Here is a 14,689-nt window from a genome sequence, read left to right as displayed (position 1 = left end):
TGCAATTAAGCACCGCACTGTAATCGTAATAACCAACAGCTGTACCGCTTTGAGCATTGTCAAGCGGGCCGCCGATACCGCCAGTGAATACTTCTTTTTTAACCTTGCCGTAGTATTCAATGCTGGCGTCTTTCACCACGTCGACATTGGTACCTTGTGGACCGGCAACCGACACCATACGACGCACATTCAATGCACGACGGTCTGAACGGGTGTACTGTTCATAGTCGCCATTCCCGTTGTCCCAACCGTAGGGTTCTTCCCCGCCTTTCATCGTCTCTTGGGCGATGGCCCAGGTATTAGCCTCACCCATGAAGGACATGATGGAGACTGTTTGCGTTGTGGCGGCTGTTGCCAGGGTCTCTTCTGCGGCAGCAGCTTCTGCCGAGGAGATGACACCATCGCCATTGGCATCAACGATTGTATCCTGCGTGGTTGTCAACGTGCCGTTGACATCCGCCTCAGAAATCGCACGTCCAGTGCTGTCGATCAGGATCAAGCCCAGATCGGTATCAGCACCGATACTCAGATTGCCATCCGTCGTGGGTGATGCCGCCATGGACAGGCTGGCGACCAGCGTGGTTTTGCCGGTTGTGCGATCAACGCTGTAGAATGTTACCGCGTATTGACCTTGTTGCAGTCCGGTAAAGGTAAATGCACCTTCGCTGTTAACGTTGGTTTCGGCAAAGCCATTGATACCAAAGGCAATCGCCTTGCTAACCGAGGAAGGGATCGCCGGTGCACTGTTAAATGCACTAGGCGTCACAGCAAAAGAAGGCAAAGCCTCCCCGTCCACCGAGCCCTTCATGGCAGGTTTGGCAAACGCCGCTCCGTCAGCCTTTTGCTTCACCACACCGGACAAACTGACAGTGCCTGTATTGGCTTTCTCATCATTGTTGCTGCTGGAGCAACCCCCTAAGAACATGGCAGCGCTAAGTGCGCCTACCATGAATAAATTTCGTTTCTTTCCCATCATTAGCTCCTGCGAATTTTACGGAAATGTTGACTGATGCACGTTCCCCAACCTACGTGGGTCGGAACTGCCTCATTACGTGCTCAACACTTCCTATCGGGCTCTGAACTTGGGAACTTCAGTCATTTTCTAGCAAAAACCAGGGGAATATCCCGTGTGCACCTACCAATTTGTACAGACCGCAGTAGAGCGCCCAATCATTTATTCAACCCACAGCATCACTGCCACTACCCGTCGGCAAAAAAAAGCCCCGCCGAAGCGGGGCTTTCCAGTTGTCAGACCGAGGTCTGACAAACTTATTTGTGGTATTGATGGATCACATGCTGTCTTGATGCCACGGGGCCTTTCAGTCCCTTGGTTGGCTTCCAGCTGTAACCCGTCCAGGTGCTGTTGACGTACACAACCTGGCCGTGCCACTGCATGTAATCAGCGCTTAGGGCTTCAACGTAAATTTCCACGTCGGTACCCGTCAGATCCGCCGTTGCAGAGAACTGCAGACCCGAAGCGTTCAACAACGTCCAGCCACTGCCCGGCATTGCCAAGTTGGGATCAGTAGTGAAACGCTGTTCAGTACCGTATGGGTCCGCACTGCCCCAGTTACGCACGTAGACGTTAACATTGGCATAGGCGTAGCCTGGATCCACCTCAACGGTGATAGTGGTCGGGCCAGAGGCCATCGCACCATCCGCGTGTGAAACCACACTCACCAATTTAGGTGGTACGATACCAACCGCTGAGCTGATCTCCACGTAGTAGTAACGGCCACTACCATCGTACAGGTCAAAGCCGTTGTAGCCTTGGAACAGCGTTACTGGAATCTGGAAGATGCCGTTAACATCCGGCGTAACCGTGCCAGACTGCGTCGTAGTATTGCTACGCTGATACCAGGTAACATTACCCGATCCTGCCGCCACCAAACCCGACAGGTTTACTGTCGAATTCAGGCTGTTGTTCCAGCTTTCGCCAGTGCCCCAACCGCCCATGAAATACGCACCACCGACACCTCCATCCACAAAGATGCTGGAGAACGGTGCTACATATACACGTGTGCCGTTGGAAACAACCGTCAAGTAGAACCAGTTACTGCCATCGGTCAGGTTGATGTAGTTGTAACCATTGTAGATCGGCAGATCCATGGTGAAGGTATTTCCTGCACCTGCAACTGCTGTCACTGTCTCCATGTACTGACCAGAGATGTTGGCCGTCAGGGTTGCACCCGCCTTGGCTGTACCGGTCAAACGCACCGTCGTTGCCATACCCGCGTCAACCATACCGTAGTTGTTGGCCAACGCAGTGCCTGCACCGTCAGTAATGCCGGTTACTTCCATAATCACCGGCTTGTTGGCACAGGTAGTAGTAACATTAAGCCCCTGCCACATGCCGTTTGGATCGTAGATACCCAAATCGTTCACGCCACCATAAATGTTTGCAGTCAGATTGTAGGGGTAGTTTCCATTGCCATCTGGCACTGGCGAGGTTTGGGTTTCCACCCGCTGATAGCTACCCAGAGCCTTAACAGGATCATAGTAGTTCACATCAGACCACACCATACCTTGCATGTTGGTTGAACCATTGACCTTGATCGAACAAGCCGCACCAACGTCAATTGACCGCCAGTTACTAGAACCGGTGAACGGTACTACACCTGCGCCCACGTCGTAGGATACCAGTGAGTGTGGCAACACAAACACGTTACCGTTGGTGGTGAACACCAGTACACGGTACCAGGCACCGCCATTCATACCACAGCACCAGTTAACGTCGATTTGGTTCCAGCCATCGACCAAACCAGTCACTGTCAGAGTGAAATTGCCTTTCGTGGCATCATTGACATCAGGCGTAACCGTCAGCGGACCGCCGGTGATAAAGGACATACAGTTCTCACCCATGCAGTGATTCCAATTGGCTGAGCCGTTCATGCTGTCCCAGTTGTTGAACGTACCGGTGAGTGTCACGCTGTCAGTGTTTCCGGCATCCGCACGCAACTGGTAGAAGTCCTCGGTTTGCACCGCAATCGCTGCCATACCTGCATCAGAGATACTATTGATCTTGGTGTCAGGCACGTAGACGGAACCCGCTGAGGTACGAACACCAATGCGGTTGAAGTTCATCCACATGTCATCCATGAACTCGATACCATTCCAGCCTGGATACACCGGAATTATCACGTCAAAGCCGCCACCGGATAATGCTGCACTACCTTGGGCGCGCTCACCATTCTCACCGTGTACCTGCCAGTTCAAACCAGTGATACCCGCAGCAACTGTACCAGTAACACGGACCGAAGTTGCGGTTGTGCTATCAAAGTCACTCCATGAATTCAAGGTGACAGCACTTTCCGCACCAGTCGCATCAATTTCATACACAGTGCCGAAATTGATTTGTGGCAGCAAACCACCGGAGGTTTGAGCATTAAACTCCTTGGTCAAGCCCAGGGAGCTGTAGCATCCCATACCACCGTTCATGTTGTTTGGATCGTAGACATCCTCACAAACCGTCACATGATTCATGCCCTTGGATAGCGGCACACCCGTAAATGTCGCCACACCATTGGTGAACATTGCAAACAACATCTGCGGCTTATAACCAAACAGTTCGAGGCGAGCCTGCATCACATTGGGATTTGGCGTCGTCACGGTAATATCCACCGTGTCCGCCCCACCAACGTCATAGCCATCGAACGATGGATTGTAGGTATGAACACCTGCCACGGAAGACACACTCAACGCCAACTCCGCAAAATTACCACCAACGGAGAACTTACGCGCCATGGATGAGCCCACGACGTTATTGGTGTACGTTGAGGTATCTTGTGTCAACTGCGCAAGAGTTGAACTCAGACCCAGCACCGCCCAACGGTATTTACCGCCAGCCACCAGTTCACTGATGCTGCGCTCCATACCGAAGGTCTGACCATTTGGCAGAACCATCGTATTGCCATAGGTACCTGCCATGGGGTTGAATTTCGCCCCTAGCACATCGCCCGCCGCAGCAGTAGAGGCGTCATACAGCGCCACCCAACCTGTGCGCTGATTTCTTTCATCCAGCAACACAACCGCATAGGTTGGAATTTTGATTTCCGGCGTTGCAACACCTTTGTCATTATCATGATCGTAAGTGCCGGCAACCCATTTCAGAGAAGGTGTCAGTTTTTGCGCACCAGGGTCTGGCAATACCGCCGCATCCGCAGGGGTATCCAGCTCCAACAGCTTGTATGGCTTCAATCCGCTCAGTTTGGTAGTGTCAGCACCATCAACACCTTTGGTCATCAACCACATGCCGTTACGCTTGCGCAACTCGATGGACAATATGCCAGGACCATCGCTGGCCATCTGACCACACTGGCTGTTCAGCGTGTTGCCGGGGGTAAATGTCAAATTGAATGACATGATCGCCTTGGTCAACTCAGGATTGATCACGATGTCGCTGGTCACATCACCGCCCAGGGTAACGCTACACATTTCGATCATCGGGAACAGTTCCTTGGACAGCATGCCGGTAAACTCATTCACCGACAAACGACCGTCACGGTTCACGTCCGCCTTGTCGCCTGGCTGAGAAATCCAGAAGAAGTCGCCGCTCATGTAACTGCTGAACAGTGAAGTATCGCGTTTTTGCATGGCCATCAGCCACTTACCAAATACGTCCTTGACCGCCACTTTTTCTGACGCCACGGTAACCGAGTCAGAGGCAGAAATACCGGCCGAGGTCGCTTCGGTCTTGAACGAGAAGCTCAGCGGATCCATCGGATTGCCGGCCAAATCCATACCGTCAGTCACCTTAATGGTGTAGTCAGTATTCAGCTTCAAACCTTCAGACGGCATGATCTGATAGACGAACTTGTAAATCGGTGCTGCGCTGTCCTTACCAATGAATTGAATGGCAGGCTTGGCCCCCAGGCTTGGCCCCCTGGTGACCGCAACATTAATCGTCGTAGTATCAATAGGTTCGTTCACACCGAACCGGATGGGGTTAATTACCGGAATATTTGGACCTACTGGCTCCAGCGCCGATGCAGTGGGTGAAGTGGTATCCGACGCCACCGCAGTAAACTTGGCAGTTATAGTTGCAGGGATTGCCTTGCCGTAAACGTTGTTGACCGTGTTGAGGATTTTTCCACCTGGAATAGTGATGGTGTACAACTCATTCAGCGTCAAATCTGCCGTTGGGAAAAACATCGCTGACAGCAAGTCAGGCGAAATTTTCCAGGTTCCGGCCACAACCGTACCTGTGGCATTGGTCACCTTGATATTGGGAATCGTGCCCCGTGCCATTGCCATGCTAAAGGTCACGGGCAAGCCCGCGTCCTGCGGCATTGTCGAGTCAGCATAACCGCCGGCTGCAGATTGCCCCTGACCCAATACAGAAATCACGCTGGCCACTGCGTCGCTGTCTTGCGCAACCAGATCGTTGCCACCGACATTCCCGGCAAACGACTCAACGATGGTCTGGACCGCAACATAGAGCGTTCCGGTGTTCAGATCATATTTGCTGGCGATCAGCGTGTAGTTACCCGCAGGGATGGGGGAACCATCCAGGGTTTTGTCAAAAATATAGTCGCCGTTGGCATCGGCCAATGTCCGCGCGATGGGATCGAGCAACTCGGGCTGGTTGGCGTCATACAATTCGATGGTCGCCCCACCCAACACCGCCGCTTCCTGCGGTAACAAGCCCGCTTCCTGCAGGACTTTGCTGTATGGGGTAGAGGTGGTGGCGTACATTTCCACCGCCTGTATTTTGTCGGTGGACTTCAGCAGCTTGCCACTGGCGGCGGCCTTGGCCATCGCCTTGGCCATCAGCGGTTTGGTCGCAGCGGTATCATCTCCCACTACATTTGATAAACTCACCCGTCCGCTGATGACTGCGGTACTGCTGTCTTCTGTGGCGGTATCTCCCCCGCCCGAACAACCGGCTAGCGCCAGCAGTGAACTCACAATGCTAGCGGCCAGCCAACGTTGGCCTATAAATGACATAGATTTCTCCTTGGATATCCTCAAGTGCAAATGAGGTTCAAGGCAAACAACCCTTGGCAATTACGCGTGCAATAGTCCCTTACTTGCCTTCTGTCATCGCTGTTTTTCGCGCGTGATTACCGCCTGAACCTCTACGCTGAACATCGGCATGACTTCGCGCCGATTCGTTCATAGCGACCCTATCGGCGACAGGCAGACCGCGTTGATATCAAAATCCCTTAAATACAATGAGATAAAGATATTTTTAGTTTTCATAAAATTTTGCAGGGAATTTTAACGGCGTTGATTTTGGAGAAAAAATGCAGCAAAACGAGGCCAGAGGCCGGCGAAAAAGAACACGCAAATTATGCCAATCCAAGCGCCCGGCGTGCGGTTTCCGTTGTTTGGCGTCGAATCAAGGATTCATCCACACCACGCAACTGGGCAATGAATCGGGCGTACTGCGGCAAATACTGCGGACTGCTGCGTTGACCTGCCGCCCAGACCGGTGGCATGTCCGGCGCATCGGTTTCCAGCAGCAAGGATTCCAGTGGTAAGGTTGCGACAAGGTGTTGGAGTTTTTTGGCGCGTGGCCAGGTCATGGCACCACCAAAACCCAGCTTGAAACCCAACTCTATATATTGGTATGCCTGTTGTTCACTGCCACCGAAGGCGTGTACGATGCCGCCCACCAGTGTCATGCGCCGCAACTGCGCCAGCACCTGATCATGCGCTTTGCGCACATGCAGGATCAGCGGCAAGTGATAGTGTTGGGCGAGTTTGAGTTGTTCGACAAAAAAATACTGCTGCCGCTGCCGGTCCAGTTGCGGCAGGAAAAAATCCAGACCGATTTCACCTACCGCCACCGCGCGGCCCGCCTGCAATAAATTCTCAAGCTCGGCCAAATGCGCATCGCGATGTTCGTCAATAAACATCGGATGCAACCCCAAGGCAGGAAACACATCAGGATGCGCGTCCGTCAACGCCAGCAGTCGCGGCCAGGTTGCCGCCGTCACACCGGGAACAAGCATGCCCTCGACACCCAGCCGACGACAGTCGGCCAGCACCGCCTCGCGGTCGGCATCAAATTCGGCAAAATCCAGATGACAGTGAGAATCAAACATAAAAAAGCGTGTTAACCCCTTTGAGTCAGGTTAACACGCTCACAGCGCAACACGGAACCGACGATTAACTGTGGTAACTGTCGTAAATCTCTCCCATCAGGAAGCGACCAAAGCGCGCCACCTGCAAGGCATCGTCCACCACACCACCGCCACCCGTGGCACGCACGGAGGTCAGCACTTTGCCAAAGGTTTTCAGCCCCTGCTGCAATTCACCTTTGGCCAGCGATTGCCTCGATTGACCATCGAGGCTGAACAATTCCATTTGCAAGCGCGAAATATCGCTCCACATATCAAACCCAGCGTCATCGTGCAAAATCCGCTGGGCAAACAACTGCAAACGATGCTCACCGTCTTCCAGTTGCAGTTCATACACCAACCGCCGTTGCGCGCCTGCGTCCGAGTCGCGCAACAACTGAAACACGCCATGTGCCACCAGCATCTCGCCACCCAGCGCCGCAGACGTTAACCGACCAGTGACCCGCGCCTGCGGAATGGCATCAGCGCAAAACTGATCCAGATCTTCGACATGCACCGTCAGGTTCAATTCAACCGCCGCCGCATCGCCGTCCAGACTCAGATTGCCCGCAAGCTGTTCCTGAAAACGCACGCCAGGGCGGAGCACCTTCATCGCTGTCACATTGCTGCGCAAATCCGCACCAAATTCATCACGTCGCTGCAAATACTGCTTGGCATCGGCATAACCCATTTCCACCAGCGTTGCATGATCCACCTTGCCCAGATACAAATCCGGGTCCAGCGGCAATGGATAAAACGGCTTGATCACATGAACCCGAATCGCGCGCTGCTGACCATACGGACTGTAGCCGTGCGCGATGCCCTGATTGATTTCATCAATCCATTGCATGTCACGATTGAGTGCGCCGTTGGCCGCCATTTCCAGCATTTGCACGTAGAGCCGCAACGCGCCGCCGCGATATTCGGGACTGTTGCCCAAACCCCAGATCAACCAGATTTCTTCTGCGCCCTGACGCACCGCCGCCGCAACGTTGGCGTCTTGCAGAAAACCGGTATCCAGCAAAATGTCGCCGTCACGGCGCAGCGGCGGAAACACCCCCGGCAAGGACATGCCCGCCAGCAACAACTGCTCATCCATTTCATGATTACTGAGCACACGCACCTGTTTTTCGCCAAAATCCAGCACGTTGTAGGTACAGGGAATGTCGTCGAACTGGCGAATGCGCTGGCAATCAATGCCCAGGTGCGGATACACCGATTCGACAAAACCATCGCCCGAACCAGAGGCTTCCAGCTCGGCAATGTCCAGATAATTTTCCAGAGGCAAAAACGCAATCGAATCGGCCATGTTCAGGCTGCGCCAACGCTGACACATTTGCAGCGGCGACAAACCGGACAACAGCATCGACAAATTCAAACTGCCGCCAGAAGTAGCATCCATGTGCTGAAAGCTAATGCCGGCCTCTTGCATCGCCAGCATCGCGCCCGCCTGATACGACAAGCGCATCCCGCCACCGGGCAACACCAACGACCGCTTGATGCCGTCAGCGCTGCTGGCGCTGGTTAAACTTCGGTTTCGGTCTGCGGCCATGAACGCTCCTTGTCACTGGTTTCAGAAGCCTGATCCCAACTGCGAATCGGTGCGGTAGGCGCTGGCGGCCAAATTTCATCGCGTCCCAGATTGATGACGCTTTCAAATCCTTCCGGCTGATAAATGATTTCCTCTTCATCATGCAAGAACCAGCATTCCATGTGATCATCCAGCGTGCCCACTGCGTTGGGAATAAACGCAGTCATCAATGGCTTGTCATCAATATCCAGATAGCGCAGCGGACCGGAACGCTCGTGTTCACCGACCACAAATCTCGCCTTGGCGTTTTTACCCATGCAGAAGTGAACATTACCTTTGAAGTAGATGTACGACTTCATCAACATGCCACGAAACGAACAATAGTTAGCCGCGCCAACATTCAGTGGCAACGCCCTGCCGGTGGGACGCTCGACTTCCAGATAAGTCACCAGCTTGTCATCCAGATCGTACTGGCTGGACAAAATATTTTCGCCCACATGAAAATCCAGCGGCGCACGGTGTTTGGGCATGCCCCAGATTCCCTTGCCGCCCTTAACCGACACGTCAGTGGACACCGGCAAATCCAGCACGTATTGACCTGTACCAAACGGCTTCATCAACAGTGCGGGCAGCATCGGCATCGCCGGCTTCGCGCCGTGCGTACAGGCAATGGCGATACTGTATTCGATGTATTTGCCGATGTTGGTTTGCAAATAATTAATCACCGTCACCAGCAACACGCCACGGCCATTCCACAACCGCAGCGGATGAATTTCATTGGGCAGCAATTGTTTGGCGCGATTGGCGTCAATGCTGAATCCCGCCATGATCACTGGCGAAGGCGCGCACGCCACTGGCAATTGAAATGGAATGCCGTCGACCAACGAATAATTTCCCGTCAGATTTCTTATGCGCTTGGGAATTCCCATCGCCTTTCTCCTTTGCGTTAATTGGATGCCAACGCCTGCAACATTTTTGGAAACACATCCCGAGAAGCATTCATGCCCATAAACACATCCAGATGGCCGTAGCCTGGAATCAGGGTCAGCGAATGCTTGTTCGATGAGTGCGTTAAAAAATAGTTGTAGGTGTTAATTTGACTCTGCGGCAAAAAACAAATGTTGTCTTCGCCGGCGAAAAAGTGAATAGCTGCATCGGTTTTTGGCGGCAGTGCCACAAAGTCCTGCGGCAAACCCGGCAAGGATTCGGCGGCCACCAGATGGCCTTTGTGCACACAACAGGTCATCTGCCGAAAAAAGCGGATGGGGACATTTTTGAACTCATCCTTCAGCCACTCGTGTACCCGCTCACCCAGATTTTCATGCGACCACATCACCGGAAAACCAACACCGTAGGCAAAGCTGGAACCACGACAGACAATGTTGTCGCACTCGTGGTGTGTCAGTTTGATGGTCGACACCAACAGGCGCGAAAACAAACCTTCCGGCTCAATGCCCCAATACGGATTCAGATACTTGGTGAACAAACCAACTAGCGGCGTCGCCAAGGTGATTTTCCACTTGGAAACCGCAGGAATCACCGGATGCAGTGACACCGCATTGCTGACCACCACCGACACCTGCGGTAACAAACCGGCCACCAGCGACATCATGAAACTGGTTGAGCCCTGACAGTGAATCAGCGCCTTGAGACTGCTTGCCCCGGTTTCCTGCAACACCTTGCGCACTGCTTGCGGATGATCGAACAGCGCCGCCTGATCCAGCGTCCACGGATTGCGCGGCACATCAATGCTGGCGCGCCAGTTTTCCAGCCACACGTCGTAGCCTTCAGCCACCAGCGCTTCAACAATGTTTTGCTGGGTGGGTGCGCGAAAAATATTCGCGCGCACCCCCGCACCATGCACCAGCAACACCGGACCTTTGGTCGCGGCGCGATCTGCCGAACGCACATGAATCAAGTTCAGAGCCATGCCGTCACCGGCGGTGAACGGCACAACTCTTTCGATGAGGTTCATGCTCAAGCACCAACCTCTTCAACGCGAGGCTGTGCTGCGGACTGCTTTCCCCCGCGTGGCACCTCAACAAAATCCGCAATGCGTTCCGCCAGTGCGGCAATCGTCCGTGACGGATTCAAACCTACTGGCTTGGGGAAAATCGCGCCGTCGACCACGTACAATCCAGGGTAACCAAACACTTCACCCTTGTGATCCACCACTCCATCGCCAGCATTGTTGCCCATGCAGCAACCGCCCAATGGATGCGGAGTCACCAGATTTTTCAGCACAGTCCAGGTGGCAGGTACCATGGGTTCACCGCCTGTCGCCGCAGACAGTTTCTTGTGCATATCAATCAGGGCTTGCACCGCGCCTTCTGAACGCGTCACGTCCCAATCCAGATCCAGTTTCTTTTTGAACGGCGGCAACCAGCTGCGCTTCAGGCTAAAGCGGCCATCTGGCGCGTCCACGCCCTGACCAAACCACGGCATCACGCACGACAGCGGATTGCGATCACGCACCATTTGTCCCAGCGCTGCCGCCAAAGTGCCGTAACGCACAATGTCATCACCCATATCCTGAATGGCATTGCCCAACACATCGGGGAAACCGCCATCTTCAACGAAGAAGCGCTCGTTTTTGAAACTGCCGTCCAGGAAATCAATCGCCGAAGAAATCGTTGGTCCACGGGTGGGTGCCATGTCGCGACCTTCATAGAACGCAGGCGTCAGGAAGTCTCCGTTGGAGCTCCAGCCATAACCCAGGCGATCGCTGATATTGGGCAGGCTGCCGTATTCATCGCGGCAACGCAGCAGCAGTTCGGTTGAACCCACCGAGCCGGCGGCAACGAATACTTTTTTCGCCCGCACATGGCCAGAGATCAGCTTTTCATTTTTCACATCGATGCGATCAAAATCGATCTCATAACCATTATCTTCTGGCGTAATGCGACGCACCCAGTGCAGCGGACGAATCTGCGCGCCGTTACGTTTGGCAACCGGCAGATAATTCAGGTCCAGAGTGTTCTTTGCCTGCACCGTACAGCCGATGTCACAGTTACCGCAGTGCACGCAGGTTCCCTGCTGCATGCCTTGCGCGTTGGTGTGGGTCACGCTGTGCGACTCGTTGAACGGATCGGGCAGATCGTAGTTCCAGTCCTTGTTGAACGTCACCGCCAGAGGCAACTTGCGGTAACGATGACCTTCACCGATTTTATCTGCCGCTTCCTTCATCAGTTTGCCACGCGCGGTCATCTGGTTGTCAGGAATCGGCTGTACGTTGAGCATTTCGCCGGTGCGCTGATAGTAGGGAGTCAAACCATCGTAGCTGATTTCCTTCGGCCAACCTTCTTCAAACGAGAACGGCTCGGCTTCGACAAAAATGTTAGCGTAAATCAGCGAACCGCCACCTACACCACAGCCCGCAGCAGTCGCCATGTCGTCGAAGAAGCGCAGATCAATCCAGCCGTTTTTCTTGGCAGGTTTGTCTTCATCCCACCACCAGGCGTCGCCAGGATTACGCGGGTAAGTTTCTGGCGTCCACTCGCGGCCACGTTCCAGCACGCACACGGACATACCTTTTTCGGCCAGACGTGCCGCCATAACCGCGCCACCGAAGCCGCTGCCGATAACAACTGCGTCAAACTCTTCAGCCTCATTGTTGTTGCCATCTTCGCGGGCACCGCTGAATTTGGAAACGGCATAGCTGTCCCACAGCTCGCCCATAAAGAACTGACCAAAGCGACTCAGCGCCTGGGTTTTCTGTGCGGTATTCTCGGCGTTCAGCACGCGCATGGTCGACAACAGTTTGGCCAGATCGGTCACGCCCAGGGTCAGCACGCCCGCGCCAACCACTTCACCGGTTTTGTCTTTGCCTTTGTGCAAGGTGGTGAACAGCGTAGTGGTGTCGCTCCACAAATCAAAGCCCACGTCATCGCGCACTTCTTTGTAGCCGGCCAGATAATAGTCTTGGCCATTGGCGCTAAAGCCCAACTCATAAATCATGCGAGTGGTGTCGACATCGTCGGTAGGCTTGAACAAATTAAACACGCCGGAGTGCGACGCCAGATTTTCGCCCAAAGGAGCAAAATCAATCGAGCCTTGCAGCTTGCCCAAATGCATCGGATTGGCGATGAACTCATCCAAGTTGCCGATAATAACTTCGGCATGCATCGCCAGCGTCTGGTCTGCACTGCTGCCTGCAGCCGCACCTGCGCGTGGATCAGTGGCACCTAGCGCAAAATGCCCCGACATTGTTTCTTTAAACGTCAAGCCCAACGTATTTTCCATCACTCGCCTCTCTAATAAATTTTCTGAATAGCAAACAAAAAAGGCTGCCCGCAGCGGGCAGCCTTTTTAATGTGGGACGTATTCGCAAATGATTGAAGCAGACTGGTCAGCGTAAAGCCGCACTAAATTCGTCTGATTCGTTTTTGTCATCGTCGATACATCCTTGTAGTTTCATGATGAGCATATCTTGTTTTATTTTTCTCAGTGTTCACGCGTCGCGCGGAACTCGATGTCCGGCCAACGCTCCCGAGTCAAATCAAGATTCACCCTGGTCGGTGCAATATAGGTGAGATCACCGCCGCCGTCTATAGCCAAATTAGCTTCATTTTTTTTGCGGAAATCTTCCAGCATGCGCTTGTCGTTGCAGAACACCCAACGCGCGGTCGCCACGTTCACCGGTTCAAACGAGCACTCCACTTTGTATTCTGACGCCAGACGATGTGCAACCACGTCAAACTGCAGCATGCCCACCGCGCCCAGAATCAAATCATTACTGGTGAGCGGTTTGAACAACTGCGTCGCGCCCTCTTCACTCAACTGCTCCAAACCTTTTTGCAGTTGTTTGCTTTTGAGCGGATCACGCAGACGCGCACGGCGAAAAATTTCTGGCGCGAAATGCGGAATGCCGGTGAATTTCAAATCTTCACCTTCGGTGAAGGTGTCACCGATCTGGATTGTACCATGGTTGTGCAAACCGATAATGTCACCTGGAAATGCTTCATCGACATGTGAACGATCTTGTGCCATAAACGTTGTCGCATTGGCGATCTGAACTGTTTTGCCCAAACGCACATGCTTAATTTTTTTGCCCTTCTCGTACTGACCTGAGCACACCCGCAAAAACGCAATGCGGTCACGATGTGCCGGGTCCATGTTCGCCTGAATCTTGAACACGAAACCGGAAAACTTTTCTTCGCTGGGATCAACGCGACGAACATCGGTCTGGCGCATTAGCGGTGCCGGCGCGTATTCCACCAGCGCGTCCAGCAGTTCGCGCACACCAAAATTGTTAATCGCCGAACCGAAGTACACCGGCGTCAACTTGCCCGCCAACATCGCCTCCTGATCGAACTCGTGACTGGCGCCGCGCACCAGCTCAATTTCGTCACGAAACTCCTGCGCCAGCATGCCAAACAATTCATCCAGCCGTGGGTTCTGCAATCCCTGTATCACTTCGCCTTGCTGAATCTTGCCGCCATGGGTCGCACTGAACAGATGAATGGTGTCGTTGTAGAGGTGGAACACGCCCTTAAACAACTTGCCCATACCAATCGGCCAGGTCATCGGCGCGCATTTGATCTTGAGTACGGTTTCGACTTCGTCGAGCAACTCGATCGGGCTGCGCGATTCGCGGTCAAACTTGTTGATGAAGGTGATGATCGGCGTATCGCGCAGGCGACACACGTCCATCAGTTTGATGGTGCGCTCCTCAACGCCCTTGGCACCGTCGATCACCATCAGGCACGAATCCACTGCCGTCAGCGTGCGGTAGGTGTCTTCGGAAAAGTCTTCGTGGCCCGGGGTGTCCAGCAGATTGATAATGCTGTCGCCGTAGGGGAACTGCATCACTGACGAGCTCACCGAAATACCGCGCTGTTTCTCCAGCTCCATCCAGTCAGAGGTGGCATGACGCGCAGCCTTACGCCCCTTGACCGTACCGGCCAACTGAATCGCGCCCCCGAACAGCAGCAGCTTTTCAGTGATGGTGGTCTTACCGGCGTCAGGATGCGAAATAATCGCAAACGTGCGCCGACGCTTGATCTGCTCAGCCAGGGGGCCAGTTGTCATTTTCTCAATTCCTTCAGTGTGCGCTTATCGACGCGCGCAATTTTACTACGACTCCCGACCTAAA

General features: G+C 53.7%; 7 protein-coding genes and 1 pseudogene. All 8 read right to left on the bottom strand.

Annotated elements, in window-relative coordinates; genetic code table 11:
- Positions 1 to 973, bottom strand: a 973-nt coding sequence (locus OEW58_06885; protein ID MDH5301070.1) for a hypothetical protein, incomplete at its 3' end; no start/stop codon positions are given.
- A gap of 296 nt (positions 974 to 1,269) precedes the next feature.
- A complete protein-coding gene (locus tag OEW58_06880) occupies positions 1,270 to 5,946 on the bottom strand; it encodes an Ig-like domain-containing protein (GenBank protein ID MDH5301069.1) in 4,677 nt (1,558 codons plus the stop codon).
- A 344-nt stretch (positions 5,947 to 6,290) separates the two neighbouring features.
- Entirely contained in the window at positions 6,291 to 7,049 is a 759-nt protein-coding gene (locus tag OEW58_06875; protein ID MDH5301068.1) for a TatD family hydrolase, read from the bottom strand.
- A 64-nt stretch (positions 7,050 to 7,113) separates the two neighbouring features.
- Positions 7,114 to 8,616, bottom strand: a complete 1,503-nt coding sequence (locus tag OEW58_06870) for a patatin-like phospholipase family protein (GenBank protein MDH5301067.1) — start codon at positions 8,614 to 8,616, stop codon at positions 7,114 to 7,116.
- Positions 8,589 to 9,524: an acetoacetate decarboxylase family protein gene (locus tag OEW58_06865; GenBank protein MDH5301066.1), complete on the bottom strand. Its 936-nt coding sequence runs from the start codon at positions 9,522 to 9,524 to the stop codon at positions 8,589 to 8,591. Before OEW58_06865 ends, OEW58_06870 begins: the two co-directional genes overlap by 28 nt.
- 17 nt (positions 9,525 to 9,541) lie before the next feature.
- Positions 9,542 to 10,570, bottom strand: coding sequence for an esterase (locus OEW58_06860; protein ID MDH5301065.1), 1,029 nt, complete (start codon positions 10,568 to 10,570; stop codon positions 9,542 to 9,544).
- 2 nt (positions 10,571 to 10,572) lie between these two features.
- A pseudogene (locus OEW58_06855) lies at positions 10,573 to 12,192 on the bottom strand (GMC family oxidoreductase).
- A gap of 846 nt (positions 12,193 to 13,038) precedes the next feature.
- A complete protein-coding gene (locus tag OEW58_06850; GenBank protein MDH5301064.1) occupies positions 13,039 to 14,625 on the bottom strand; it encodes a peptide chain release factor 3 in 1,587 nt (528 codons plus the stop codon).
- Positions 14,626 to 14,689: the final 64 nt, after the last annotated feature.

The sequence above is a fragment of the Gammaproteobacteria bacterium genome, assembly GCA_029884425.1.
GTDB lineage: Bacteria > Pseudomonadota > Gammaproteobacteria > S012-40 > S012-40 > JAOUHV01.
Note: the sequence above shows the minus strand (reverse complement) of the source record. Positions and strands in the feature narration are given on the sequence as shown.

Bases quoted from the DNA above. Each gene is read 5' to 3' on its own strand.
- OEW58_06850 (MDH5301064.1), bottom strand. From the start codon at position 14,625: ATGACAACTGGCCCCCTGGCTGAGCAGATCAAGCGTCGGCGCACGTTT.
- OEW58_06860 (MDH5301065.1), bottom strand. From the start codon at position 10,570: ATGAACCTCATCGAAAGAGTTGTGCCGTTCACCGCCGGTGACGGCATG.
- OEW58_06865 (MDH5301066.1), bottom strand. From the start codon at position 9,524: ATGGGAATTCCCAAGCGCATAAGAAATCTGACGGGAAATTATTCGTTG.
- OEW58_06880 (MDH5301069.1), bottom strand. From the start codon at position 5,946: ATGTCATTTATAGGCCAACGTTGGCTGGCCGCTAGCATTGTGAGTTCA.
- OEW58_06875 (MDH5301068.1), bottom strand. From the start codon at position 7,049: ATGTTTGATTCTCACTGTCATCTGGATTTTGCCGAATTTGATGCCGAC.
- OEW58_06870 (MDH5301067.1), bottom strand. From the start codon at position 8,616: ATGGCCGCAGACCGAAACCGAAGTTTAACCAGCGCCAGCAGCGCTGAC.